Genomic DNA, 26,184 nt, shown 5'->3' with positions numbered 1-26,184 from the left:
CGCGTTACTTGTCCACGCCCAGCAGGCGGGCGGCGTTGGTCCACAGCACCTTGTGGATGATGTCCTCGCGCCAGCCCAGCTGCAGGAAGTCGCGCAGGGAATCCTGGATGTCCTTGACCGGATACGCGGTGCCGAACAGGGTGCGGTCCTCCAGGAACATGTTCGCGCCCTTGACGTAGCTGTCGGCGCAGATCATGCCGCGCGTCGACGCGTACAGGTCCGGCGATACGTAGATGTTGGGGCAGGCCAGCGCCACCACGACCATCTCGTCGGCATAGGGCCAGGCGGCGTGCGACACCACGATCTTCAGGTCGCGGTAGCGCTGGGCCACCCGCTGGATCGACACCGGGCTGGACCAGGTGATGTCGTGGCCGGCCAGCGCCGACAGCAGGCCGGACAGCGAGATCGACACCGGCAGCTTGAGCTCCAGCGCCAGTTCGTAGACCGGATCCAGGGTCTTGTCGTCCGACCAGCGCGGAACCCGGGCCGAGCCGGGCTCGATGGAAATCTCCTTGACGCCGGGAGCGCCGGCCAGCTCGCGGATCTCCGCCAAGCTGCCCGCGATGTTGTCCAGATCCACGCCCAGGAAACCGAGAAAGCGGTCGGGGTAGGTGGCCAGCAGGTCGACGATGTCCTGGTTGGCCACGCCGCCCAGATTGCCGGCCCCGCTGGAAGCCCGGCCCATGGCCACGCCATAGCGGATGCCGGCCGAGTCCATTTCCTCGAACAGCAGCCCGACGTCCTCGAGCCAGGCCGAGCGCGCGCCCTTGAACGTCAGGTTATGGCGCGGATAGTGCATGGCCGTGCGGAACAACGAACCCTTGGTCCAGGCCGGAACGGGCGGCCGCAGCCGCATGTCGAGGATGGGAGGCATGATCATTCTTGTAGTCCTTGGGTCAGGTGGGTTGGGCGCGTCGCGGGCATCTCAATAGATGCGCCTGCAGGTCAGGCCGAGGCGGTTGGCGACGCCGCGCTGGTTGGCGTCCTACTGCGAGCGCGCGCCGGCTTCGCTGTCGCGCCACGCCAGCGTGGCGTCCAGGTCGTCGGTCTCGATCACGGCGAGGTACTTGCGGCAGGCTTGCGGCCCGTCCAGCACCTCGTAGCGGCGCACGCCCGTCACGCCCGGGGTGGCCAGCACCTCGCGGTAGTGGTCGCCGTGCATCCAGGCGTCCAGTTCGGCGGGCGCGTCGTACATCACGATGACGGCGTGGGAAGAAGCGGCGGGCTGTGTCATGCGGATTCTCCGTGGCAACGAAACCGGGACCGGTTCAGGGTCGCGTGAACGAAATGTGTTCGGACTGGCTGCGCAATTCGAAATGGCGTATGCCGGCGCGCGGCAGGATTTCCTCGATCAGCCTGACGATCGGCCCGCCGGCGGGAACGGTCAGCTTCAGCGGCTTGCAGCCCAGCGTCGCCTCGACGTCGTCGGCCGGGAACATGTAGCGCAGCAGCAGTTCCTCGTCGGTCATGCCGGGATTGGCCTTGCGCAGCCCCGGCAAGGCGGGATCCTTCGGTTGCGGCGTCAGGCCGACATCGGGCGAGCCGTTGGCGACGATGCGGTCCAGGGCGTTGGGCTCGACCGGCCCCAGCAGCCTGCCGAAGTGGCCCAGCGCGTACATCTTCACTTCGTCGGGCACGGCGCGGTAGCGCTCGCCGTTGACCACGTTGAGCATGGCCTGCACGCCGATGATCTGCGAGAACGGCGTCACCATGATCGGCCAGGCCAGGTCCTCGCGCACGCGGCCGATCTCTTCGAGGATTTCCTCGAAGCGGTTCTCCAGCCCCGCCTGGCGCAACTGGAAGCGCCAGTTCTCCGTCATGCCGCCCGGCATCTGGTGCCGATAATGGAATTCGTCGTATTCCATCGGCTTGCCCAGCGGGAAGTCGTAGCGGGCCGCCAGCCGGTGCAGATAGGCGCTGATCTCCTCGACCCGCGCCATGTCCACGTCGGTGCGGTAGCCGCGCTGCGCGAGATTGCGCGTCATGTTCTGTATGGAGGGCTGCGCCACGCCGCCGGCCAGCGGCGCGATCGAGGTATGCAGCTGGTCGATGCCCAGGTCGGCCGCGTCCAGGTAGACGCGCTGGACCAGGCCGGTATTGCTGTGGCTGTGCACTTCGATCGGGATGTCGCCGACGGCGGCGCGCAGCGCCGGGATGAGCGTGCGGATGCGCTCGATCGTCAGCAGGGCGCCGGAGTCCTTGAGCATGATGCCGTCCACGCCGCAGCGCACCAGCTCGGCGGCCGTGCCGGCATACAGCGCGTCGGTATGCAGGGGGCTTTCGCAGAACACCAGCGCGCCGATCGACTTGATGCCGATCTTCTTGGCGCGCCGGACGCTGACCTTCATGTTGTCGACGTCCAGCAGCGAATCGAGCGTGCCGACCGCGCTGAAGCCGTTGGCCGCCAGGCAATCGATCCACAGCTCGACCATGTCGTCGGGCACCATGCTGAACCCGACCAGGCTCTTGCTGCGGCAATAGCTGCGCATGGGCGTGTTGCGAAAGCGCTTGCGGAAGTGGCGCGCCTTCTCGAACGGGTCCTCGCGCAGGTAGCGCACGCACACATCGAACTGCACCGGGGCCATGAAATCGATCATGTCGAACCCCGCCTCGTCCAGCGCCTGGGCGATCGGGTCCATCATGCCGGCCGTCATCCGCGTCGCCCACAGGCATTGCTGGGCGTCGCGCAGCGTCGTGTCGATGATTCCTATGCGGCGGCTCATTGCGGCTTCACCCGGAACAGCACATCGCCCTCTTCGACCATGTCGCCCTCCTGCACCAGGATCTCGACGATTTCGCCCGCCACGCCGGCCTTGACCGTGTTGAACAGCTTCATCACTTCGAGAATGCAGACGCTGTCGTCCGGCCCGACCTGGCTGCCCAGCGCCACGAACGCCGGATCGTTGGGCGATGGCTTGGCATAGAAGCGGCCTATCATGGGCGCCGTGATGCTGAGCAGGTCCTGCCGCGCCGCGGCGGGCGCGGCGGGCGCGGCCGCCGGGGCGGCCGCGGGCTGCGCCGCCGGCGCGGGAGATGGCGCGGGAGCCGGCGCCTCGGCGGCGGCCGGCGCGGACACGGCCGGCGGCGCGACCGGCGCGCCGACATTGCCCTTGCGTACGCGCAGGCCCAGGCCGTCGACCTGGATCTGCAGGTCGATGTCGTCGACCCGGTTCACGATTTCGAGAATCCGATCAATGTCTTCGTGCGTCAAATCGGAGAATTTTGTTTTCACCACAAGCATCCTTGCTCTTTGATTGGAAGACGGCGGATCAGGCGGGCGTGGCCAGGCACCGCATGAGCTCGGCGACGCTGTCCAGCCCGGCCAGCCCGCGCAGCAGCGCGATCGAGCGCTCGACCTGTTGTTCGGGGTAGATGCCCTGCACGCAGCCCAGGTACTTGGGCACGCACTGGTCGAACGTCAGCAGCGCCGGCGGCTGCCCGCGCGCCTGCTCGGGCTCGCGCACGATCACCCGCCCGTCGGCCAGGCGGTAGGTGATCCGCGGCGTCCAGCCCGTGGGGGTCCAGCCCCAGTCTTCCCGCACCACCTGCCTGACCTTGCGCCGGAATGCCTGGAACGCCGCGTCGTCGATGCGCGCCTGGGAGAATCCGGCCGGCACCACCTGGTCCTCCAGCATGGCGATGGCCAGCACGTGCGGCAGGCTGAACTGCGCCTCGATCTCGTCGTGCGGTTCCATGTGCTGGACGACGGTGGGGAAGAACGCGTTGACCTCCACCGAAATCTCCTCGATGTCGGCGGCGGCCAGGCCTTCGGCGTGGCGCAGGTCCACGGTGGTTTCGATGATGCGCTGCAGGTGATAGCAGCAGGGATAGGACTTGATGCCGATTTCCATCAGGCGGTACGGCCTGCCCCAGTGCTCGATGATGGCGGCCGGCGCTTCGACCTGGTCGCCGGTGATCATGTTCATGAGCCCGCGCGGCGCCTCCAGCACGTCCGGCTGCCCGGTCATGCCCTGGGCCGCCATCAGGGCGGCGGCGATGCCGTTGCGGGCCGCGAACCCCATTTCCACGATGTGCGCCATCGAGCCGGTCTGGTAGCCGATACCCGCCCCTTGCGAGGCCGCAAGGCTGAGCGCCATGGTGGTCTGGCGCTCGTCCAGGCCCAGCAGCTTGGCGGCCGACGCGGCGCAGCCGATCGACCCGGCCAGGCTCAGCACCATGAAGCCGTTGCGGCGCGCCTGGCGGCACGCCAGGCCGATGCGCGCCTGCGCTTCGTAGCCGGCGGCGAAGGCCTCCACCACGCGGGCGCCGCTTGCCTGGGCGTGCTCGGCCACGGCGAAGATGGCCGGGAACAGCGTGTAGCTGGACACCGCCTCGGGGAAGCTGTCGTCCTCGTATTCGGTCGCGTGCGCGAAGGTGCCGTTGGCCAGCCCGGCCATTTCCATGCTGGTCTTCAGGCCGTGGCCGAGCACCGTGGCCTGGGCGGCGCCGCCGGCGCTTTTGACGTAATCGACGATTTCCCGGCCGCCCGCGCTGCGGTGGCCGGCGGCCATCGCGCCCAGCGCGCTCATGGCCAAGGTTTCGGAGTAACCCACTGCATCGGCCGGCAGATCCCGGATCGAAGTCTGCACGACCCGCTTGGCGATTTCTTGCGTGATGTTCACGACGTCTCCGTTGTTGGTGTGTTTCGATGAATTCTAAACTTCTATATATAAGTTGTACAAGATAGATATCTAACTAAGATGACTAGGTGTTTTCCCGCATCGCCAGCGGCGCGAGACTTGCGCAGGGGGAGGAGAACGGAATGGGCGCGGCCATCCGGCCGCCCGCGGCTTGCGCCGCGGCGGCCGGATGGCCGGCTTCAGGACAGGGGATGAAAGAGGCGGGTCAGCCCTGGGCGATGCGCGCCAGCGCTTCGATGTCCACGTCGTCGATCTGCGACGGGTTCATGTGCTGCTGCGCGTAAGCCAGCCAGATGCGGCTGCGCAGGAAATACAGATAGAGCTCGGTGTCGAGGTGCCGCTCCTTGCACATGACCGCCATGATGCGCAGGGATTCGGACAGCGTTTTGGGCAGCTTGTAGGGACGGTCCGCGGCCGTCAACGCCTCGAACACGTCGGCCACCGCCATCACCCGCTCGGTCAGGTGCAGCGCCTCGCCCGGCAGGCGGCGCGGATAGCCCGTGCCGTCCATTTTTTCGTGATGGTTCGCGGCGATGTCCGGCACCCGCTCCAGGTGGCGCGGCCACGGCAGCTGCTTGAGCATGATCAGGGTCTGCACGATGTGGTCGTTGATCGCGAAGCGGTCCTCGTCGGTCAGGGTGCCGCGCCTGATGCTCAGGTTGTGCAGTTCGCCCATGTCCTGCCGGTACGCCGGCAGCTTCATGTCGAAGCCCAGCGCGTTGCGCGGATCGTCGCGCTCGACGGCGGGCTTGTTGTCGCCCCACTCCACCCGGTGCTGCGGCTTGTCGGCCAGCAGCGGTTCGATGGCCGGCAGCGCCGGCGCGCCGGCGCGCCGGCGCGGCTGCCCTCGAGGCGGCGCCGCTCGGCCGCGGCCAGGCCCAGGCCATCGTCGAAATGGCGCAGCCAGGTTGCCTGCCCCAGCCGGCGCAGGCGCTCGATCGCCTCGTCGGCGAGAAACTCGCCGCCCAGGTTGCATTCGGCGACGAACCGGAAGTCGTCCTGCAGTTGCGCCTGCCGTTCGTCGCGCGCCTGGGCGCTGGCCGCGGCCGGCTGCCCGTCCAGGCACGCGCGCAGGTGCGCGATCTCCGCGTCGCGCCACAGCACCTCGAAACGCATGCGGATTTCATGGATGCGGTTGTAGATGACCTCCAGCTTGGTGGCCTTGTCCACGATGTGCTCGGCGCTGGTGATCTTGCCGCAATCGTGCAGCCAGGCGGCCAGGTAGAACGCGTAGCGCTCGTCCTCGGTGAACGTGAAGTCGGCGTAGGGGCCGCTGGTATCGGCGCACATGCGGTCGGTCATCATGATCGCCAGCGCGGGCACCCGCTCGCAGTGGCCGCCGGTATAGGGGCTCTTGGCGTCGATCGCATCGGCGAGCACCCGGATCACCGCGTCGAACAACTGCTTCTGCGACTCGATCAACTGCCGCGTCTCGATCGCCGCGCTCAACATGCCGGTCAGGCGAAACGCAAAGGCCTGGAACCCCGGCGCGGCGTGGTCCTGGTCCTGGGCGTGGCGCAGCACCAGCAGGCCCTCCACCCGACCGGCGCGGCTGCGCAGCTCGAACTGGACGCGCTGCAGGCCGTCCGCGGCGCCTGCCGCGGGCGCCGCATCGCCGCCGCCGGCGCACGGCAGCGATTCCTCCAGGCCGTGCGCATCGCCGGCAACGGCCGCCCGGGCCATGGTTTGCGAGTCCTTCTGCAGCAGGTAGATGGCGCCGCTGCGGCAACGCGTGGCATGGACGAACTTCTCCAGCACCTGCGCCAGCATGGTTTCGATGCGGGGCTCGGCGCCGAGCACGTCGCTGATCGCCAGGAAGGCCTCGACCGTGTTGCTGACGTTGTCCATGACGCCATTGAGTTCCCTGGTCTCGCGCAGCCATGCCGGCGCATCCGGCGGCCGGCTGAAATCGAAGGCGGACATGCGCTTGGCCTGCGCGGTGGTGCGCTCCAGCGCCCGCCCGATGCGGCTGCCGCCCCACCACCCCAGGCCCAGGAACAGCAGGATCAGGCCGCCGGTGATCAGGACCATGCGCTGGCGGTCGTGCTGCAGGTCGCCCAGCAGTTCGTCGGCGGGCGCCGTCAACAGCAGGCGGATGTCCACATTGTCGAAGCCGTCGAAAGGCAGCATGACCCCCAGCCACTCATGTCCTGCGACGTCATACGAGACGGGTCGGCCGTCGCGGGCGATCCGGCGCAGATCCGACAAGGGCTCGACCCCCAGGTCGTCCAGCGGCCGCAGGTGCGTATCTCCCGCGGCCAGGGCCCTGGCCGTGAGGACCCGCGGGTCGCGGTAGGCGACCACCGCGCCGCTGCCGTCGACCAGCGCAAGCTCGGCGCTCGGCGTGATGCGCAGTTCGTCCAGCATCCTGCCCAGGTCGTCCAGCACGATGTCCAGGCCCACGATGGCCTTGCCGCCCTCGGCCCGCCGCGACAGGCTGACGCCCACCTGGCGGGTCGAGAAAAACACATAGGGCGCGGAGATGGTCAAGGCCGCGCCCTCGCCGGCGTTCGCATACCAGGGCCGCTCGCGCGGGTCGTACCGGTAATCGGCCTCGCTGCGGCGCGTAATCGGGCTCAGCCCGCCGTCGTAGAACAGGAAATCTCCCTCGGCCGTGCCGTCGGCCGCGCGGGTGACCGTCTGCACCAGGAAGCGGGCCTGCCCGGGCGCGCCGAAATGCTGGCGGATGCCCGGGTCGTCGAGCATGCGGGCCAGCAGGAAATCCCCGTTGTCATAACCGACGTACAGCGCGGAAATCAAGGGATTGGCAGCCAGCTCTTCGGCCAGCAGCCGCATGCGCTCCAGGCGGTCCTGCAGGCGCGGCGCGCTCACGATGGGATCGAACGACAGGGTGCGCAAGGTGGCCGAGGCCGGCTCGATCATCCGGCGCGTGCGCTCGAAGGTGATCTGCGCCGCATCGTTGGCGGTGCGCGCGGCCGCGTCGAGCAGCAGGTTGCGCGAGTTCATCCAGCTCAGCGCGATCAGGACGGCCGCGACCAGGAAAATCGCGGCGACGGCCAGGCCCGCGATGAGCAGGCGCACCGGCCAGCCCCGCAAGCGTCGAGCACCATTTCCCATCTTGCACACCCTCGCTGGAGCCATGCGGCAGGACTGCGCGCCGCCGCACGGCGATTGGATCGGGGAAGCGGACCGCCGCGGGTAGCCCCGGCGCAGCCCTCCGGCCCCTCCGGCAAGCCTGAAGGACTGGCGTCAATATGCCATTAAATAAAACCCGAAGTAACCATTATTATCTCCAGAGAGGGCAACCCAGGGCGACCGCGGCGCCGAAGCGAAAAAAATCCCATGCAAATCAGTGATCTGCATGGGATTTCCGGTCTGGCCGCAATGCGCGGGAAAGCTGTGGCCCGCCCTACAAGATTCGAACTTGTGACCCCAGGTTTAGAAGACCTGTGCTCTATCCAACTGAGCTAAGGGCGGTACGGAATGCGCGCGGCGCGGCGATGCCGGCGGGCGCATGGCCGGGCGCGCATTTTACCCCGGAAGGCGCAGGCCGGCCCAATCGCCCCCGCCGATCGATGCCCACGGCATGCCGGCGACGTAGTACAGTGTCTGTTTTTCCGGCTTCAAAGCCGCCGTTGCCACGCTTACAGGAGCAATCATGGATACGCCTTCCGATCTCTTGCGCAAGCTGGGGCTGGACCCCGCCGCCCTGGCCCAGGGCAGCCTGCAGGCCCGCAGCCCCATCGACGGCGCGCTGCTGGCCCGCGTTCCCGAGCACAGCGTGGCGCAGGCGCATGCCGCGATCACCCGCGCGCGCCAGGCCAGCCAGCAATGGCGCGACGTGCCCGCGCCGCGGCGCGGCGAGCTGGTGCGCCGGTTCGGCGACGTGCTGCGCGAGCACAAGGAGGCGCTGGGCCGGCTGGTCTCGCTGGAGGCCGGCAAGATCCTCGCCGAAGGCGCCGGCGAAGTGCAGGAAATGATCGATATCTGCGATTTCGCCGTCGGCCTGTCGCGCCAGTTGTACGGGCTGACCATCGCGTCCGAGCGCCCCGGCCACCGCATGATGGAAACCTGGCATCCGCTGGGCGTGGTCGGCGTGATCAGCGCGTTCAACTTCCCGGTCGCGGGGTCTGGTCCTGGAACGCCGCGCTGGCGCTGGTGTGCGGCAATGCCGTGGTCTGGAAGCCTTCCGAAAAAACGCCGCTGACCGCGCTGGCCTGCCAGGCGCTGCTGGCGCGCGCCCTGCAGGACTACGGCGAGGCGCCGGCCGGGCTGGCCGAAGTACTGATAGGCGGGCGCCAGCTTGGCGAGGCGCTGGTCGATTCGCATGACGTGGCGCTGGTCTCGGCCACCGGCTCGACCCGCATGGGCCGGCAGGTGGGCCCGCGCGTGGCGCAGCGCTTCGGCCGCGTCCTGCTGGAGCTGGGCGGCAACAACGCCATCATCGTGGCGCCCAGCGCCGACCTGGAGATGGCCACGCGCGGCATCGTGTTCGGCGCCATCGGCACGGCCGGCCAGCGCTGCACCACCACGCGCCGCCTGATCGCGCACACCGATATCGCCGATACCCTGGTCGCGCGCCTGAAGCAGGCCTACGCCAGCGCGACGGTGGGCGACCCGCTGCAACCCGGCACCCTGGTCGGGCCGCTGATCGACCGCGCTGCGTACGACGCCATGCAGGCCGCGCTGACGGCCGCGCGCGAACAGGGCGGCCAGGTCAGCGGCGGCGAGCGCCTGCTGGCCGAGCGGTATCCCGACGCCTGGTACGTGCGCCCGGCCATCGTCGAAATGCCGGGCCAGACCGACGTGGTCTGCCACGAGACCTTCGCCCCCATCCTGTATGTCATGCGCTACGGCGACCTCCCGGCGGCGCTGGCCATGCACAACGGCGTGCCGCAAGGCCTGTCGTCCGCCATCTTCACCAACGACCTGCGCGAAGCCGAGGCGTTCCTGTCGTCCGCCGGGTCGGACTGCGGCATCGCCAACGTGAACATCGGCACCTCGGGCGCGGAGATCGGCGGCGAGAAGGAAACCGGCGGCGGCCGCGAGTCCGGCTCGGACGCCTGGAAGCACTATATGCGGCGCGCCACCAACACCGTCAATTACTCGCGCGCGCTGCCCCTGGCGCAAGGCATCCGGTTCGGCGAGTAACCGCTTGTAGCCCGCCGCCTGCCCGCGGCGGCTCGGCCTTTTCGCCAGCGGCATGCAAGCCTGCCTTACATGGCGTTTCAACGGCTACAGCGTCGAATGCTACAGTTCGCCGTCACCATAGCTGGTCGTTTCCTATGCAAGTGCCGGACCCCCGATCCCCGTTCATTCGCCCCGCCCTGGCTGGCGCGCTCGCGCTGGCGCTGGCGGGAATGTCGCTCCCCGCTCTCGCTGGCATTTCCTACCGGCTCGACCGCCCCGCGGCGGCGCCGGGCGAGACGGTGCGCCTGGAGGCCGTGTTCTTCAACGATGGTTCGGCCAGCGCGGCGTGGAACGCGCCGCAGCAGCTGGTATTGCAGTGGCGCGGCGCCGACGACCAGACCATACGCAGCCTGGCGCAGCGCCCCGCGGGCGAGGCGGCGCTGAACATCCCCGTCAACAATTTCGCCCGCATGAGCTGGGACGCCGTGGTGCCGGTGCACGCGCGCGGCCTGCAGGCGGTGTCGATCGAGGGCGAGTCCACCATGCTGGCGCTGGACGCCACCGGCCGCGAGCAGGATACGCTGGCCAGCACGCCGGCCGATGTGCCGGTGACCGATGCGCGCACCGGGCAGCCCCTGCCGCCGGCGGCCGTGACGGCGGCCGGCGTCTCGCCCGACTCCGGCCCGGCGCCGGCGCAGGTGGCCGTCAGCCAGACCTTCCAGCCGGCCAGCGCGTTCGATGTGTTCCGCAGCGCCATCAGCGAATACCAGCCGATGTACTTCGACATCGGCACGCGCGAGCAGACCACCGCGCGCTTCCAGATCAGCGCCAAATACCGGCTGTTCTCGCCCAAGGGCGACCGTCCGGCCACCTTCGGCGAGAACTTCTACCTCGGCTACACCCAGACTTCGCTGTGGGACCTGGAAGGCGACTCCAAGCCCTTCATCGACACCACCTTCAACCCCAGCGCATTCTGGCTATCGGACAATATCTGGTCGTCAGCCAGCCAGAACTGGCGCGTCGGCCTGAACACCGGCGTCGAACACCAGTCCAACGGCAAGAGCGGCAACGACTCGCGCTCGCTCAACGACGCCTACGTGCAGCCGGCGCTGAACTACCGCTTCGACAGCGGCAGCACGCTGACCTTCGCGCCCAAGGTCAAGACCTACTTCGGCGTGGCGCGCGAAAACCTCGACTACGCCGACTATGCCGGCTATGTGGACTGGAACCTGCGCTGGGCGCAGGACGGCGGCGCGGTGGTGTCGGCCATGTACCGCCAGGGCGCCAGCAGCCGGCGCACCACCCAGCTGGACTTCGCCTGGCCGCTGAAGCGGACCTGGCTGGACATGAACGGCTACCTGCACCTGCAGTACTTCAACGGCTACGGCGAGACGCTGCTGGGCTACAACCAGCGCCACGACTCGCAGTTCCGCATCGGCCTGTCGCTGGTGCCCTGAGCGGGCGCGGCGGGCTACAGGCCGCGCTGGCGCGCGATCTGGTCGCGCTGCAAGGCGTTGACGTAGGCCTGGATGCGGATGCCCGTGCCCTTGTCGAGCTCGACGAACGCGCAGCCGATGCGCCGGCTGGTCTTGCCCTTGGCCAGGACCTCGTCCAGGTGATGGACCACGCGGATCGCCGCGGCGAACGCGCCCAGCTCCGGCAAGGCCAGCACGCCGCGGTAGATCTTGCCTGGCGCCGGGTCCAGCGTCTGCAGCGGATCGGCCAGCGCCAGTCCGCCCGGGCTGATGTCGCACAGCGCCAGCGGCTCGGCCCCGCCCGCCTCGCGCACCCAGGTCGCGGGCTGCGCCACCGGCACGGCGATGCGGAACGTATCGCGCCGCTGCACCCTGGTCAGGGTTTCGGGCAGATCGACCAGCAGGGCCGGCCGCGCCTCGAACTCGCAGCGCGCCACGCGCGCGGCGGCAAACGAAATGCTGATGTTGTCCAGCGAGGTGTCGAAAGCCACATCGCCGACATCGGCCAGGCGCTGATTGAGGGTGTCGTCCTGGGCCGCGTCCAGCACGACCTGGCCCGCCTGCGCATCCACGTGCAGCACGGAGGTCACGCTGTTGAAGGGGCGGCCCGGGATGCGCATGAGCAGCAGGCACTGGCGGGCCTGGAGCGTCTGCAGCAGGTTGGCGATTTCGAACCTGCCGCTTACCAGGTACGGGTCGTGAGCATCGGGCATAAGGAATGTCGGGGCAAGGCAGGACTGCCGGCACGCAGCCGGGAAGCTGGCGGGGCGCCGGGCAGCGCCGAAAATTGCCAATTTGTTACGAAATCTTTATTATTTTACCAGATCATGCCGCGAATCCCGGCGCCGGGCCTGGCCGGGATCGGCCATCGGCAGCCGTCCCGACGGATGAGCGGCGCCGTTGCGCGCGTGCCCGCGTTGCAGGGGGGTGCCGCGCCGCGTATGCTGGGCCACCCGTCTCCTGGGCCAACGTCTCTTTTGTAGGGAAACCCGCTATGAAGTCGTCCCTGTATCGAATCGCAGCGCTCAGCGCCGCTGCCCTGTTGCTGGCCGGCTGCGCCAACCAGCGCGCTCCGAAGGAGTCGGGCTTCCTCGGCGATTACTCGCAGTTGCGCGAGGAGCAGGTGCCCGGCGGCGCGCGGCTGATCTACCGCGACGCCGCGCTCAAGCCGCGCCAGTACACCGCCATGTGGCTGTCGCCGGTCGAGTACTACCCCAGCCCGCAACCGTCGGCGCAGGTGTCGATGGAAACGCTGACCGAACTGCAGAACTACCTGGACCAGTCGCTGCGCCGCAAGATCGGCCGCGAGATCCGCCTGGTCAACGGCCCCGGCCCGGGCGTGGCCAAGGCGCGCATCGCGATCACAGCGGTCGGCAGCGAAAGCGAGGCGCTGGCGGCCTACCAGTACATCCCCGTGGCGCTGGCCGTCACCGGCGCCAGGGCCGTGCTGGAAGGCGGCCGGCCGCAGCAGGCCACCATCGCGATCGAAAGCAAGGTCACCGACAGCCAGACGGGCCAGCTGCTGTGGGCGTCGGTGCGCGGGGGCACCGGCGAGCGCGTACGCGCCATCGCCCAGGGCCAGGCCTCGGTGCCGGCCTCGGCGCTCAAGCCGCTGATCGACGAATGGACCGATAACGTCGCGCGTGAAATACGCAACTACGTGCGCAGCAAATAAGGCCGCGCGGTTCAACGGCCGGTATCGGGGTAGTCCGGGCCGGCGTCGTGGAAACCGCCGCTGCTGTAGGGGTTGACCGCGCCGGGATGCGGCGGGCCGGGCTGCGAGCCTTGCCCGCCCGCGCAGCCGGCCAGCGCCAGGCTGGCCGCCAGCATCAATGTCGCCATGCAGAATTTCATGATCGCCTCCTTGGGCGCTGCGCGGCCGATGCGCCGGCGCGCGCCCGTACGTCCAGTGTAGCGATTTCGGCGCCGCGCATGCGGCGCGCCGCGCTCAGCCGTGCGCAGTCAGCAGTTGCCCTTCTTGGCCTGGCCGGGCGGACAGAAGCCGCCGCCGCGGTCGGGCGGATCCACCACGGCCGCGCCGTGCGGGGTATAGACGGCACAGCCGCCCAGCAGCGCCGCGGCAAGCAACAGCCCGAGTATCGATTTCATGCCCATATTCCTGTTGTTGGAGACGGCGCAAGTGTAGGCTCGCCCATCGCTACCAGGCATGGATGTCGGTAACAAGGCGCAGCATCGCCGCGCTCAGCCCAGGCGTTCGAGCCGGTATACCAGCGTGTCCAGCCGCGCCACGCCGCGCTGGTTGAACTTGGGCTCCTTGTCGAGGATGTCGCGCCGGTCGATCAGGCGGGCTTCGGTATGGCCGGCATACAGCGCCTGCACTTCGGCGTCGTCCACGGAAAAGGGCGGACCTTCCATCTGGTCCTGCGGATAGTCCAGCGTGATGAGGATGCCCCGGCAGCCCCGGCCCAGGCGGCCATAGACCTCGCGCGCGTAGCGCTTGCGCATGGGCTCGGGCAGCGCCACCAGCGCGGCGCGGTCGTACACGCCGGCGCAGGCGGCCAGCGTGGCGTCTTCCAGCGCGAACACGTCGCCGCAGATCAGTTCGAGGTTGCCCGCCACATAGTGGCGGCCCTGCGCAGATTGGTGGATCTCGGGGCGCAGGTCGTTCTCGTCGAAGAACTGCTCGACCGCCAGTTGCGACAGCTCCACGCCCAGCACGCGCAGTCCCTGCCCGGCCAGCCACACCATGTCGAGCGACTTGCCCGCCAGCGGAACCAGCACCTGGCCGCCGGCCGGCACGTCCAGCGTCGGCCAGTATTTTTGCAGCAGCGGCGTCACCCGCGTCTGGTGAAAATGCGTGCGCCCTTCGCGCCAACGATCCAGCCAGAAATCCGCGTCCATGCCTCATCCTCCATCGATCATGTCGGGACATATTGTAGAGACCCGGCGCGCCCGGCCCGGCACGCGCCTTCCGTGTCGATTACGCAACGCCGGCGGCGGCGAATCTTGCGCGCGGTCCGGACCCGCTGCTAGGATCGCACTTTGGGCCCTGCTCACGGGCCCTCGTTCCCATCCACGATCACTCACCCGGAGGCGCCCCATGCTCGTACCGCACATCGCCACTCCGCGCGTGACCCCGCCGCGCCGTTAGGTCGCAGCCCGCGCCGGGCCGCATCGCGGCCCACGCGCCCTCCCCTACGCAATCCGTAGCCTGCCGGCCCCCCATGGGCGGCCCGCGCTGGCTGGCATTCACTTTCTACTGACGTCCTGGCGCGCGCCGCGTGGCCGGACCCTGGCAAATGGCTCGCAATAAACTCGACTTGCGCGGATCCGCGTTCAAGGCCGTTCTCGGCTTTACTTTCAGGCACTGGGCCAGGCAACCCTGGCGCATCGGCCTCATCGCCATGCTGGCGCTGCTCTCGGCGCTGGCCGACATTCTCACGCCCCTGTACGTCGGCCGGCTGATCGACGCCGTGGCCGGCGGCGCGCCCGCCGACACGGTGGCGCGCAACGCCGCGCTCGGCGCCTTCTGGCTGCTGATCGCGCTGGGCGTGGGCGCCACCTTGCTGCGCCAGGCCATCTTCATGAACATCATCGCGCTGACGCTGAAGATGATGCACGACATCGTCGGCCTGGCGTTCCACCAGGTGCAGCGGCTGTCGTCCGACTGGCACGCCAACACCTTCGCCGGCTCGACCGTGCGCAAGATCACGCGCGGCATGTGGGCGCTCGACCTGCTCAACGACACGCTGCTGATCGCCCTGCTGCCCTCGCTGGCCATGCTGGCCGGCGCCACCGCTCTGCTGGGCTGGCACTGGCCCCTCATGGGGCTGGTGGTCGGACTGGGCTCGCTGCTGTACGTGGCGGTAACGATGGCGCTGTCGCTGGACTACGTGGCGCCCGCGGCGCGCCTGGGCAACGCCTGGGACACCCGCATGGGCGGCGCGCTGGCCGACGCGGTGAGCTGCAACGCCGTGGTCAAGGCCTTCGGCGCCGAATGGCGCGAGGAAGCCCGGCTGGCCCGCGTCACCGACAAATGGCGCCACCGCACCCGGCGCGGGTGGGTGCGCGGAACCATCAACGGCGGCGTGCAGGGCGCGATGCTGGTGGCCATGCAGGCGGCCATCCTCGGCGTGGCGCTGCTGCTGTGGCAGCGCGGCCAGGCCAGCGTGGGCGACGTGACCTTCGCCTTCACGACCTTCTTCATGCTGCAGGGCTACCTGCGCGACGTGGGCATGAACATCCGCAACCTGCAGCGCTCGATCAACGACATGGAGGAGCTGGTCTCGCTGCAGCGCCAGCCGCTGGATGTCGAGGACCTGCCCGGCGCCGGGCCGATCGACATCGGCGCGGGCGAGATCCGCTTCGAGAACGTCACGTTCCGCTATGGCCCGCACGAGCAGCCGCTGTACCGCGACTTCTCGGTGCGCATCGCGCCGGGCGAACGGGTCGGCCTGGTCGGCCACTCCGGCTCGGGCAAGACCACGTTCATCAAGCTGATCCAGCGCCTGTACGACGTGGACGGCGGACGCATCACCATCGATGGGCAGGACATCGCCGCGGTGCGGCAGGCGTCGCTGCGCAGCCAGATCGCCATCGTGCAGCAGGACCCGGTGCTGTTCCACCGCTCGCTGGCCGAGAACATCGCCTACGGGCGGCCCGGGGCCACGCAGGCCGAGATCGAGCGCGCCGCCCGGCTGGCCAGCGCGCACGACTTCATCATGGCGCTGCCCAAGGGCTACGACACGCTGGTGGGCGAGCGCGGCGTCAAGCTGTCGGGCGGGGAACGCCAGCGCGTGGCGATCGCGCGCGCCTTCCTGGCCGATGCGCCCATCCTCATCCTGGACGAAGCCACCTCCAGCCTGGACAGCGAAAGCGAGGTGCTCATCCAGCGGGCCATGGAGCGCCTGATGGAGGGCCGCACCACGCTGGTGGTGGCGCACCGCCTGTCCACCGTCCGCGCGCTGGATCGCCTGCTGGTCATGGACCGGGGCCGCGTCATCGAGGAAGGCAGCCACGAAGCGCTGATCCGCCTGCACGGCGGCGTGTACCGGCGCCTGTTCGAACGCCAGGCGCTGGAGCTGACGCGCGGCCTGTCGCAATGGGAGCTGGGCGGCGCGGCGGCCAGCTAGCTGTGAACTGTCAATAGGTTGTATTCGTCCAGGTTGAGTCTGGAGATGGGTACAGCGCGCCCGATGCCTTGGTGGGGTCGATGCCAGTTGTAGTGGTGTAGCCAGGATTTCATGGCATCGGCTCGGTGTTGGGAGTTCTGGTAGGTGTGAGCGTAAGCCCACTCACGCAAGGCCGACTGGATGAAGCGTTCGGCCTTGCCATTGGTCTGTGGGCGGTAAGGTCGGGTAAAGCGGTGCTTGATGCCCAGCTCATGGCACAGCGCGGCGAAGGCGCGGCTGCGAAAGGCCGAGCCATTGTCGGTGAGCAAGCGCTGGATGGTCACGCCCAGGCGCTGGTAGTAGGCCACTGCGTCCTTGAGGAACTGGACGGCGCTGGGGAAGCGCTCGTCGGGGTGGATGTCGGTGAAGGCCACGCGGGCGTGGTCATCGATGGCCACGAAGACGAAGTCCCAGCCGGCCCCCTCAACGGTATCGCGTCGGTTGCCCGTGACCCGGTGGCCAGGGCGCTGGATACGTCCCAGCTTCTTGATGTCGATGTGCAGCAGATCGCCGGGGGCCTGATGCTCGTAGCGCACCACCGGCTCGGCCGGCTCCAGGTCGGCCAGGTGCGACAGACCGGCGCGGGCCAGGACGCGGCTGACGGTGCTGGCTGACACGCCCAGCGCCTGGGCGATGCGCGCTTGGGTCAGCCGCTTGCGGCGCAGCTCCACGATAGCCAGCGCCTTGGCCGGCGCAATCGCTCGGGGCGAGACCGTCGGGCGCGAGGACGCATCGGCCAAGCCCGCCTGGCCCTGAGCCAGGAAGCGGCCCAGCCATTTGCGCACAGTCGGCGCGGTGACCCCATAGGCGCGGGCCGCTTCAGGCACACAAACTTGATGGGCGATCAATTGCTGGACCATTTCGAGTCGACGTAGGAAGGTCAATCGGGCATGCTTATGGGTGTTCATCCGGCCGGGCTCCTTGAGTGAACTGGGGGGGTGGCGATTTCCAGTTTCTCAAATCCGGTTCGGATGAACCATGCATACAACCTATTGAATCTTCACAGCTAGCCGAGGTGGGTGTGGCGCTCGGGACGCTCTTCGACCTGCATCTCGCTCAGGCCGTGCAGGATGCCGCAGTCCTCGGCGTCCGGGCGGGCCGAGGCGCAGCGCTGGCGCAGCTCGCCCAGCTGGGCCTTCAGCTGGGTCAGCTCGGCGATGCGGGCGTCCACGTGGGCGATGTGCTCGTCGAACACCTGGTTGATCGGAGCGCAGCCGGCCTCGTGGTTGTCCGCCAGGGCCAGGACGGTGCGAATCTCGTCCTGCGTCATGTCCAGCGCGCGGCAATTGCGGATCAGGCGCAGCCGCTCGACATGGGCCTCGCCGTAGCTGCGGTAGTTGTTCAGGCCGCGCTCGGGCGCGGGCAACAGCCCTTCCTTCTCGTAATAGCGCACGGTTTCCACCGTGGTGCCCGCCGTGCGGGCCAGTTCGCCGATTTTCATGGGGGCTCCTTGATCCGGGTGCTTGACCCTATAGTAACTCCAGGGTGTGAAATGCGTCCAACATCCAGAAAGGACGTACCAGATGCCCTCCACGACCCGCGACCTTGCCCTCGATATGCCATCTGGCCAACGCACGGACGCCCACGGCCACGACCACGCAGGCCACGACCACGCAGGCCATGACCATGCCGGGCACGACCATGCCCACGACCATGGCATCCCGGCCTGCTGCGGCCATGGGCACGGCCAGCCGGCCGCGCCCGCGGCCGCCCCGGCCTGGCAGCCCGGTCCGGGCCAGCAGGTCACGCGGGTGCGCATCGGGCAGATGGACTGCCCCACCGAGGAAACGCTGATCCGCAAGAAGCTGGCCAGCCTGCCCGAGGTGCACGAGCTCGACTTCAACCTGATGCAGCGCGTACTGATCGTGCTGCATGCCGACGGCGCGCTCGATCGCATCGACGCGGCGATCCGCTCGCTGGGCATGACGCCCGAGCCCCTGGCCGGCGACGCCCCGGCGACCCCAGCCGGCGCGGCCGCGCCTTCGCGCGGCTGGCGCCTGCTGGCCGCCGGCGGGGTGCTGGCGGCGCTGTCCGAGCTCGCCCACTTCACCGGCCAGCCGGTCTATGTCGCCGCCGCCCTGGCGCTGGCGGCCATCCTGGCCTGCGGGCTGTCGACCTACCGCAAGGGCTGGATCGCGGTGCGCAACGGCAACCTCAACATCAATGCCCTGATGAGCATCGCCGTGACCGGCGCGATGCTCATCGGCCAATGGCCGGAAGCGGCCATGGTGATGTTCCTGTTCAACGTGGCCGAGCTGATCGAGGCCCGCGCCCTGGACCGCGCCCGCCATGCGGTGCGCGGCCTGCTGGACCTGGCGCCGCAGACCGCCACCGCGCGCCAGCCGGACGGCTCGTGGGCCGAGGTGCCGGCGGCGCGACTGCGCCCGGGCGACCTGGTGCGGGTGCGCCCGGGCGAGCGCATCGCCGCCGACGGCACCATCAGCGAAGGCCAGTCCGCGATCGACCAGTCGCCCATCACCGGCGAAAGCCTGCCGGTGGAAAAAGGCCCGGACGACGACGTCTACGCCGGCACCGTCAATGCCTCCGGGTCGTTCGACTACCGCGTCACGGCGGCGGCCGGCAATACCACGCTGGACCGCATCATCCACGCGGTCGAACAGGCCCAGGGCGCGCGCGCCCCGACCCAGCGCTTCATCGACCGCTTCTCGCGCATCTACACGCCGGCCGTGGTCGGGCTGGCGGTGCTGGTCGCGCTGGCGCCGCCGCTGCTGCTGGGCCACGCCTGGCTCGACTCCGTGTACCGCGCGCTGGCGCTGCTGATCATCGCCTGCCCCTGCGCGCTGGTGATTTCCACCCCGGTCAGCGTGGTCAGCGGCCTGACCGCCGCCGCGCGGCGCGGCATCCTGATCAAGGGCGGCGTCTACCTGGAGGAAGGACGCAAGCTGCGCTGGCTGGCGCTGGACAAGACCGGCACGCTGACCCAGGGCAAGCCGGTGCAGACCGACCTGGAACTGCTGCACGACGCCAGCGCGGGCGGGCGCCCGGCGCTGCGCGCCGCGGTCAGCCTGGCGGCGCGCTCGGACCACCCCGTGTCGCGCGCGCTGGCCCAGGCCGACCACGCCCTGGACGCGCCGCTGGACGAGGTGAACGGTTTCGCCGCCCTGCCCGGCCGCGGCGTGCAGGGCGAGATCGGCGGCGAGCGCTTCCAGCTGGGCAACCGCCGCCTGATGCGCGAGCTGGGCGTCAGCACGCCCGATATCGAGGCCCGCATCGACGCCTATGAAGCGGCCGGCAAGACCGCCATCGCCCTGGCCGACGGGCAGCGCGTCCTGCTGCTGGCCGCGGTGGCCGACACGCTCAAGGCCAGCAGCGCCGCCGCCGTGGCCGACCTGCACCGGTTGGGCGTGCGCACCCTCATGCTGACCGGCGACAACACCCGCGCCGCCCAGGCGGTGGCCGCCCAGGCCGGCATCGACGAGGCGCGCGGCGACCTGCTGCCGCAGGACAAGCTGGACGCCGTCGAGGCCAAGCTGGATCCGGCCCTGCGCGTGGGCATGGTGGGCGACGGCATCAACGACGCGCCGGCGCTGGCGCGCGCCGACATCGGCTTCGCCATGGGCGCGGCCGGCACCGGCACCGCCATCGAAACCGCCGACGTGGCGCTGATGGACGACGACCTGCGCAAGATCGGCACGTTCGTGCGCCTGTCGCGCGCCACCCACCGCATCCTGACCCAGAACATCGTCCTGGCGCTGGGCATCAAGGCGGTGTTCCTGGTGCTGGCGATGGCCGGCCAGGCCACGCTGTGGATGGCGGTGTTCGCCGACGTCGGCGCCAGCCTGCTGGTGGTCGCCAACGGCTTGCGGCTGCTGCGCGCGGGCAGGCACCAGGCGTCCTGATGACGGGGTGCCTTGTATCTTTCCTCCGGTGGTGATTAGCTATCACCACCGCGCGCCGATGACCGCGAGTTGGTGCCCAAAGCGAGGACTTTGTGGGACAGATAGCGGCTCGGCAGCGCACTGCTGGGCCGGCGAGACACTGGACGGTATCGTAGGGCGAGGACCCTGTATGTACAAGGCAAGTGGGCGCAGTGGCTGACAGCAGTTTGTTATCTGCAGGAGGCCAAGTCCATGTTTTCATAGGTATTGATGTATCAAAGGCCAAGCTGGATTGCACGTTGCTGACGGCTGAGGCTGACAAGCGTAAGACCAAGGTGGTGGTCAACACCGCCGCGGGCGTACAAGCCCTGCTGGCGTGGTGCGCCAAACACGGCGCACAGCCGGCGCAGTTGCACGCCATCCTGGAGCCTACGGGTCTGTATCACGAGCAAGCGGCCACGGCGCTGCCCCAGGTCCGGGTCTCTTTGGTCAATCCCGCCCAGGCCCGGGACTTTGCCAAGGCCTTGGCGCTGCGCTCCAAAAATGATGCGCTCGACAGCTACGTGCTGGCTCGCTATGGACAGACGCTGAGCCCGGCGCTGTGGCACCCGGCGCCCTTGCATGCGCGTCAACTGCGCGCCTTGTTGACGCGACGCGAGGCGCTGAGCAAGGATCTGTTGCGTGAGCTCAATCGCAAAGAGAAGAGCCAGTTCAGCCCCTCGGCGCCCTTGGTCGATGGTTCCATCGACAAGGCCATCGCGTTCTTGCGCGAACAGATCAAACAAATCGAGCGGGCGATCGATCAGCACATCGACAACCACCCCGACCTCAAGCAAGACTGCGAGCTGCTGAACTCCATCCCCGCCATCGGGCCTCAGGCCGGCAACGCCATCCTGGCCGTCATGCACAATCGGCATATCGACTCCGCCCAGAGCCTGGCCGCCTATCTCGGGGTGGTCCCTGTGCAGCGCCAATCCGGCAGCAGTCTGAACAGCTGCGCACGCCTGTCCAAAGCCGGCCCCTCCCAGGTGCGCGCCACGTTATACATGGCGGCCCTGGTTGGGACCCGCCACAACCCCCACATCCGCGCCCTTTACCAGCGCCTGCTCAAAACAGGAAAAAGCAAAAAGGCCGCGCTGGGCGCGGCCATGAGAAAACTGGTGCATCTGTGCTTCGGGGTCCTCAAAAACCGCATCCCCTACCAGCCCAATTACGCCATGAACGGTTGACTGCCAAGACGGTATCTGTCCCCGCGGGGACAGGCACCCTGCCCTGCTCAGAAGCCCAGGCTGGCCAGCAGGTCGTCGACCTGGTCCTGGCTGGTGACGACGTCGGCCTTGCCGCCGGGGTTGACCTGCGGGCCGTTGAGCAGCGAATTGGCTTCGTCGCGGCGCTCCTGCGGCACGTTGTCCAGCAGCACCTGCAGCAGTTCACGCTCGATCGCGCCCACCACGTCCATCATGCGCATGATGACCTGGCCGGTCAGGTCCTGGAAATCCTGCGCCATGACGATTTCCATCAGCTTGGCCTGGGTCTGCTGCGTGTGCTGCGGCACGGCGGCCAGGAAGGCCCGCGTGTCCTGCACCAGGGCGCGCGCCTGCGGCAACTCGAGCGGCTGGTCGTACCATTGCTGCCAGCGCTCGTCCAGCGCCTGGGCGCCGCGCGCCATGCCGTCCTGGATGGGGCCGGCGGCCTCGGTGGCGTTCAATACCCGATTGGCGGCCTGCTCGGTCATCTGCGCCACGTAGCGCAGGCGGTCGCGCGCATCGGGAATCGCCTCGGCGGCATCCTTGATGGCCTGGTCCAGCCCGAGCTCGCGCATGCTGTCGCGCAGCATGCGCGTCAACGAGGCGATCCGCTGGATCAGGTCGGTCGGGTCTGCCTGCATGCCAGTGTCCGTCGCATTCATTCGGTACCTCAGCCGGCGAGTTTCTCGAAGATCTTGTTCAGCTTCTCTTCCAGCGTCGCGGCCGTGAACGGCTTGACCACGTAGCCGTTGGCGCCGGCCTGGGCCGCCGCCACGATGTTCTCCTTCTTGGCCTCGGCCGTCACCATCAGCACCGGCAACGACTTCAGCGCCGCGTCGGCGCGGATCTGCTTGAGCATTTCCAGGCCGTCGAGGTTCGGCATGTTCCAGTCCGACACCACGAACTGGAAGGCGCCGTTGCGCAGTTTCTCCAGCCCGATGGCGCCGTCCTCGGCCTCGTCGACGTTCTCGAAACCCAGCTCCTTGAGCAGGTTGCGTATGATGCGCCGCATGGTGGGGAAATCATCCACCACCAGTATCTTCATTCCCTTATCTACCATCTCAACTCCAAGAAAATAATGTCCGGACGCCCGCTCCGTTGGGACCGGGGCGTCAAACGCGATGCCCGCGGTCGCCCAGACGCGTCAGAATCCGCTCACTGATGTCGGCCAGCGGCACGACCTCGTCGGCCGCGCCCAGCGCGATGGCCTCGCGCGGCATGCCGAAGACCACGCAACTGGCCTCGTCCTGCGCCATGGTCCGTGCGCCGGCGCGTTTCATGGCCAGCAAGCCGGCCGCGCCATCCTTACCCATGCCGGTCAGTATCACCCCGATCGCATTGCCGCCGGCCGCCTCGGCGGCCGAATGGAACAGCACGTCCACCGAGGGGCGGTGCCGGTTGACCGGCTCGCTGGCCTGCAGCCCGATCACGTAGTTGGCGCCGCTGCGGCCCAGGCGCATATGCGTCTCGCCGCCCGGCGCCAGGTACACGTGGCCAGGCAGCACCCGCTCGCCGTCGCTGGCTTCGCGCACGGTCACCGCGCACAGCGCGTCCAGGCGCTGCGCGAACGAGCGCGTGAAGCCGGCCAGCATGTGCTGGGTGATGAGGATCGCCGGGCTGTCGGCCGGCAGGGGCTGCAGCACCTCGCGGATCGCTTCGGTGCCGCCGGTCGATGCGCCCACGATCACCAGCTTCTCGGAGCTGGCGAACGGACTGCGCAGGCGCAGCGGCGCCGCGTGGCTCGCCGGCGCCAGCGCGCGCAGGCGCGCGCGCGAGGCGGCGCGGATCTTGTCCGCGATCACCTCGGAATACTCGATCAACCCGTCGCGGATCCCCAGCTTGGGCTTGGTCACGAAATCGATCGCGCCCAGTTCCAGCGCCCGCAGCGTGATCTCGCCGCCGCGCTCGGTCAGCGACGACACCATCACCACCGGCATGGGCCGCAGCCGCATCAGCTTTTCGAGGAAATCCAGGCCGTCCATGCGCGGCATTTCCACATCCAGCGTCAGCACGTCCGGGTTGTGCTTCTTGATCAGTTCGCGCGCCACCAGCGGATCGGGCGCGGTCGCGACCACCTCCATGTCCGGATGGCTGTTGATGATCTCGGTCATCAGACCGCGCACCAGCGCGGAATCATCCACGCACAAGACCTTGATCTTCTTCATACTGGCAACTCGCCGCTGGCCTGCTCATAGACAGTCTGTCCGCGCAGGCGGAAGTCGCGGCTGATATAGGTGAAATTCTCGGAATGCCCGGCAAACAGCAGTCCGCCCGGCTTGAGCAAGGGGACGAACCGCCGCAGGATCCTGGCCTGGGTCGGCTTGTCGAAGTAAATCATGACATTGCGGCAGAAGATCGCGTCGAATTTCTCGTTGATCGGCCAGTGCGGCGCCAGCAGGTTCAAGGTCTCGAAGCGCACCATGTCGGCCAGCTCCGCGCGCACCTTGACCTGCCCTTCATTGGCGCCGCGTCCGCGCATGAAAAACCGCTTCAGGCGCGCCGGGTCCAGCTTGGCCACCCGCTCGTACGGATAGACGCCCGCGCGCGCGCGCTGCAGGCAGTTGGTATCGATATCGGTGGCCAGCACCTGGCTGGCCTGGGCGCGCGCCCAGGCTCTCGACCAGCGTCATGGCGATCGAGTACGGCTCTTCGCCGGTCGAGGCGGCGCAGCACCACACCGATACCGGCCCGCCGCGCTGGCGCGCGAAATCGGCCAGGATGGGAAAGTGATGCGACTCGCGAAAGAAGGCGGTCAGGTTGGTCGTCAGGGCGTTGACGAAGTCTTCCCACTCGGGCGCGGCCGGCTCGTTCTCCAGCCCGTCCAGGTAGACGCGGAACTCCTGCTGCCCCAGCGCGCGCAGGCGCCGCGCCAGGCGGCTGTACACCATTTCGCGCTTGTGCGCGCCCAGCGAAATGCCGGCGCGCGCGTAGATCATCTGCCGTACCCGGGCGAAGTCCGCGTCGCGGAACTCGAACTGGCGCTCGGCGCTGAAAGCCGGCGTCGTCATTGCTGTCGCCACGCCTGACCTCAGTGCCCCAGCGCCAGCGCGTCATCGCGCGCCAGCGCCGCCTCGCGCGCACCCGGCGCCTGCCTCGATCCCAGTTGGTGCGCCGGCACTTCGATCACTTCGCCGGTATTGATCTTGAACACCGCGACCGCCTCGGCCAGGCGCTGCGCCTGCTCCTGCAGCGAGCCGGCCGCCGCCGCGGCCTCTTCCACCAGCGCCGCGTTCTGCTGCGTCGCCTCGTCCATCTGCGACACCGCGCGGTTGACCTGCTCGATCCCGCTGGACTGCTCTTCCGAGGCCGCCGAGATCTCGCCCATGATGTCCGTCACCCGCTTGACCGAGGCCACGATCTCCTGCATCGTCGCGCCGGCGCGCTCGACCTGCTGCGAACCCGTGCCGACCTTGCCGACCGAATCCTCGATCAGCACCTTGATCTCCTTGGCCGCCTGGGCGCTGCGCTGCGCCAGCGAGCGCACCTCGCCCGCCACCACCGCGAAACCCTTGCCCTGCTCGCCCGCGCGCGCCGCTTCCACCGCCGCGTTCAGCGCCAGGATATTGGTCTGGAACGCGATCCCGTCGATCACCGACACGATCTCGGAGATCTTGCGCGAGCTGGCCGAGATGTCCTGCATCGTCGTCACCACCTCGGACACCGCCGAACCGCCACGCTCGGCCACGTCCGAGGCGACTCCCGCCAGCTGGTTGGCCTGGCGCGCGTTGTCGGCGTTCTGCTTGACCGTCGAGGCCAGCTGCTCCATCGAGGCCGCGGTCTCTTCCAGCGAGGCCGCCTGCTCTTCGGTGCGGCTGGACAGGTCCGTGTTGCCGGCCGAAATCTCGCGCGAACCCACGTTGATCTCGTCCACCCCGCGGCGCACCGCCGCGACGGTACGCGTCAGGCTTTCCTCCATGCGCTTGAGGCCGGCGAACAGCTGGCCGATCTCGTTGCTGTTGCGCACGTCCACCCGCGCGGTCAGGTCGCCCGCGGCGATCTTGTCGAAATGCTGGCCCACTTCGCGCAGCGGCTGCAGCACGCGGCGGCGCAGGAACAGATAGGTCGAAAACACCAGCAGCGCGGCCAGCACCCCGCCCGCGGCCACGGCCGCCAGCACGAAGCGATAGCGCGTCTCGGCCACTTCGTGGGCGTCGAGCAGCTCGCTGGCGCGCCAGAAGTCGAATGCGGCGATGGCGCCCGAGAAACGCCCTTCCAGCGCGTCAAGGACGTTCTGCGCATGCGACTGGTAGCCGGCCATGTCGCCCTTCTCCAACGCGGCGGCCAGCGGATGGAGCCCCTGGCCGACCAGCGCCTCGAAGGCGTTCTCGACTTCTTTCAGGCTGTCGGCGGCGCTGGCCGGCCGGGCCAGGCCCTTGTAGTACTCGTATTCGGTCTCGGCGCGGTTGAGCGAAGCCTTGGCGCGCTGCAGCAAGCCCGCCGCCTCGCTGCCCAGGCCCTGTTCGACCTGCACCGGCTGGCCGATGGCGCTCACGATCGCGCCATAGTGCGACGCCGCGACGCGGCCCAGGCCGTTGAGCGCGTCCTTGTAGCTGTTGACGACGCGATCCATCGCGTCGGCGACATCCTGGGTCTGTTTGACTCCCTGCAACGTGTCGTTGCTGACCCGCAGCGACAGCACGCCCAGGGCGGCGCCGACGACCAGCATGAAAGAGAAGAACGCCAGCACGCCCAACAGGCTGCCGCGTATCGACAGGTTCGCGAGGAACTTGCGCATGACAGGAACCACTCCTTGACTGCAA

22 protein-coding genes, 1 tRNA gene and 2 pseudogenes are annotated in these 26,184 nt (G+C 68.7%); 6 read left to right on the top strand and 19 right to left on the bottom strand.

From position 1 onward, the window contains the following. Positions 1-4 precede the first annotated feature (4 nt). From BN118_RS07565 to BN118_RS07535, 8 genes are all read right to left on the bottom strand, one after another. Positions 5-880 carry an amidohydrolase family protein gene (locus tag BN118_RS07565; protein ID WP_019247557.1) on the bottom strand — a complete coding sequence of 292 codons (876 nt, stop codon included), beginning with the start codon at positions 878-880 and terminating at the stop codon, positions 5-7. 105 nt (positions 881-985) lie between these two features. Continuing rightward, the gene (locus BN118_RS07560) at positions 986-1,234 is read right to left on the bottom strand and encodes a DUF4286 family protein (protein WP_023852826.1); all 249 of its coding nucleotides are present in this window, start codon (positions 1,232-1,234) and stop codon (positions 986-988) included. A gap of 34 nt (positions 1,235-1,268) precedes the next feature. Beyond that, positions 1,269-2,723, bottom strand: a complete 1,455-nt coding sequence (locus BN118_RS07555) for a carboxylase (RefSeq protein ID WP_003819989.1) — start codon at positions 2,721-2,723, stop codon at positions 1,269-1,271. Next, the gene (gene accB, locus BN118_RS07550; RefSeq protein WP_004568140.1) at positions 2,720-3,241 is read right to left on the bottom strand and encodes an acetyl-CoA carboxylase biotin carboxyl carrier protein; all 522 of its coding nucleotides are present in this window, start codon (positions 3,239-3,241) and stop codon (positions 2,720-2,722) included. Before accB ends, BN118_RS07555 begins: the two co-directional genes overlap by 4 nt. Before the next feature lie 28 nt (positions 3,242-3,269). Continuing rightward, positions 3,270-4,622 carry an MmgE/PrpD family protein gene (locus BN118_RS07545; protein WP_010930057.1) on the bottom strand — a complete coding sequence of 451 codons (1,353 nt, stop codon included), beginning with the start codon at positions 4,620-4,622 and terminating at the stop codon, positions 3,270-3,272. 223 nt (positions 4,623-4,845) lie between these two features. Next, positions 4,846-5,409, bottom strand: a complete 564-nt coding sequence (locus BN118_RS20745) for an HD-GYP domain-containing protein (RefSeq protein WP_224019275.1) — start codon at positions 5,407-5,409, stop codon at positions 4,846-4,848. After that, positions 5,340-7,718: a cache domain-containing protein gene (locus tag BN118_RS07540; protein WP_227915014.1), complete on the bottom strand. Its 2,379-nt coding sequence runs from the start codon at positions 7,716-7,718 to the stop codon at positions 5,340-5,342. The genes BN118_RS20745 and BN118_RS07540 overlap by 70 nt, the downstream gene beginning before the upstream one ends. A 283-nt stretch (positions 7,719-8,001) precedes the next feature. Continuing rightward, positions 8,002-8,078 (bottom strand) — tRNA-Arg (locus tag BN118_RS07535). A 181-nt stretch (positions 8,079-8,259) separates the two neighbouring features. On the opposite strand from BN118_RS07535, the pseudogene amaB reads away from it, so the two are divergent. Beyond that, positions 8,260-9,752: pseudogene (gene amaB, locus BN118_RS07530) on the top strand (L-piperidine-6-carboxylate dehydrogenase). A 134-nt stretch (positions 9,753-9,886) separates the two neighbouring features. Further along, positions 9,887-11,188 (top strand): phospholipase A, encoded by a 1,302-nt coding sequence (locus BN118_RS07525; RefSeq protein WP_010930056.1) that lies wholly within the window; start codon positions 9,887-9,889, stop codon positions 11,186-11,188. A 14-nt stretch (positions 11,189-11,202) separates the two neighbouring features. Here the strand turns inward: BN118_RS07525 and BN118_RS07520 are convergent, their stop codons facing one another. Then, a complete protein-coding gene (locus BN118_RS07520; protein WP_010930055.1) occupies positions 11,203-11,919 on the bottom strand; it encodes a flagellar brake protein in 717 nt (238 codons plus the stop codon). Positions 11,920-12,200: 281 nt separating this feature from the next. Here BN118_RS07520 and BN118_RS07515 point away from each other — a divergent pair, with 281 nt between their 5' ends. Further along, positions 12,201-12,881 (top strand): DUF3313 domain-containing protein, encoded by a 681-nt coding sequence (locus BN118_RS07515; RefSeq protein ID WP_010930054.1) that lies wholly within the window; start codon positions 12,201-12,203, stop codon positions 12,879-12,881. A gap of 11 nt (positions 12,882-12,892) precedes the next feature. Here the strand turns inward: BN118_RS07515 and BN118_RS20470 are convergent, their stop codons facing one another. The 3 genes from BN118_RS20470 to BN118_RS07505 form a co-directional block, all read right to left on the bottom strand. Continuing rightward, the gene (locus BN118_RS20470) at positions 12,893-13,060 is read right to left on the bottom strand and encodes a hypothetical protein (RefSeq protein ID WP_003809770.1); all 168 of its coding nucleotides are present in this window, start codon (positions 13,058-13,060) and stop codon (positions 12,893-12,895) included. 108 nt (positions 13,061-13,168) lie between these two features. Next, complete coding sequence (locus tag BN118_RS20465; protein ID WP_023852837.1) at positions 13,169-13,315, bottom strand: hypothetical protein; 147 nt, start codon at positions 13,313-13,315, stop codon at positions 13,169-13,171. Positions 13,316-13,408: 93 nt separating this feature from the next. Then, positions 13,409-14,068, bottom strand: coding sequence for a thiopurine S-methyltransferase (locus BN118_RS07505; protein WP_010930052.1), 660 nt, complete (start codon positions 14,066-14,068; stop codon positions 13,409-13,411). Between the two features lie 398 nt (positions 14,069-14,466). On the opposite strand from BN118_RS07505, the gene BN118_RS07500 reads away from it, so the two are divergent. Further along, positions 14,467-16,299, top strand: a complete 1,833-nt coding sequence (locus tag BN118_RS07500; RefSeq protein WP_010930051.1) for an ABC transporter ATP-binding protein — start codon at positions 14,467-14,469, stop codon at positions 16,297-16,299. Here BN118_RS07500 and BN118_RS07495 read toward each other — a convergent pair. Both BN118_RS07495 and cadR read right to left on the bottom strand, forming a co-directional pair. Beyond that, positions 16,296-17,246 (bottom strand): IS481-like element IS481 family transposase, encoded by a 951-nt coding sequence (locus BN118_RS07495; protein ID WP_005012067.1) that lies wholly within the window; start codon positions 17,244-17,246, stop codon positions 16,296-16,298. The genes BN118_RS07500 and BN118_RS07495 overlap by 4 nt on opposite strands. 98 nt (positions 17,247-17,344) lie before the next feature. Further along, positions 17,345-17,779, bottom strand: a complete 435-nt coding sequence (gene cadR / locus BN118_RS07490; RefSeq protein ID WP_003812014.1) for a Cd(II)/Pb(II)-responsive transcriptional regulator — start codon at positions 17,777-17,779, stop codon at positions 17,345-17,347. An 82-nt stretch (positions 17,780-17,861) separates the two neighbouring features. Between cadR and BN118_RS07485 the strand changes: the two genes are divergently transcribed. Both BN118_RS07485 and BN118_RS07480 read left to right on the top strand, forming a co-directional pair. Next, a complete protein-coding gene (locus BN118_RS07485; RefSeq protein ID WP_010931098.1) occupies positions 17,862-20,198 on the top strand; it encodes a heavy metal translocating P-type ATPase in 2,337 nt (778 codons plus the stop codon). A gap of 191 nt (positions 20,199-20,389) precedes the next feature. Beyond that, complete coding sequence (locus BN118_RS07480; protein WP_014905678.1) at positions 20,390-21,406, top strand: IS110-like element IS1663 family transposase; 1,017 nt, start codon at positions 20,390-20,392, stop codon at positions 21,404-21,406. Positions 21,407-21,453: 47 nt separating this feature from the next. Here BN118_RS07480 and cheZ read toward each other — a convergent pair whose 3' ends face one another. The 5 genes and pseudogenes from cheZ to BN118_RS07455 form a co-directional block, all read right to left on the bottom strand. Further along, positions 21,454-22,086: a protein phosphatase CheZ gene (cheZ, locus tag BN118_RS07475; RefSeq protein WP_003817162.1), complete on the bottom strand. Its 633-nt coding sequence runs from the start codon at positions 22,084-22,086 to the stop codon at positions 21,454-21,456. Positions 22,087-22,094: 8 nt separating this feature from the next. Further along, positions 22,095-22,484, bottom strand: a complete 390-nt coding sequence (gene cheY, locus BN118_RS07470) for a chemotaxis response regulator CheY (RefSeq protein WP_003811911.1) — start codon at positions 22,482-22,484, stop codon at positions 22,095-22,097. Between the two features lie 52 nt (positions 22,485-22,536). Next, positions 22,537-23,589: a protein-glutamate methylesterase/protein-glutamine glutaminase gene (locus BN118_RS07465; protein WP_010930146.1), complete on the bottom strand. Its 1,053-nt coding sequence runs from the start codon at positions 23,587-23,589 to the stop codon at positions 22,537-22,539. Further along, positions 23,586-24,444 (bottom strand): annotated as a pseudogene (locus tag BN118_RS07460) (CheR family methyltransferase). Before BN118_RS07460 ends, BN118_RS07465 begins: the two are co-directional and overlap by 4 nt. An 8-nt stretch (positions 24,445-24,452) precedes the next feature. Then, the gene (locus BN118_RS07455; RefSeq protein ID WP_014905677.1) at positions 24,453-26,159 is read right to left on the bottom strand and encodes a methyl-accepting chemotaxis protein; all 1,707 of its coding nucleotides are present in this window, start codon (positions 26,157-26,159) and stop codon (positions 24,453-24,455) included. Between the last annotated feature and the right edge of the window lie 25 nt (positions 26,160-26,184).

This window comes from Bordetella pertussis 18323, from assembly GCF_000306945.1.
Taxonomy (GTDB): domain Bacteria; phylum Pseudomonadota; class Gammaproteobacteria; order Burkholderiales; family Burkholderiaceae_B; genus Bordetella; species Bordetella pertussis.
This window is presented reverse-complemented; position numbering and strand designations above follow the sequence as displayed.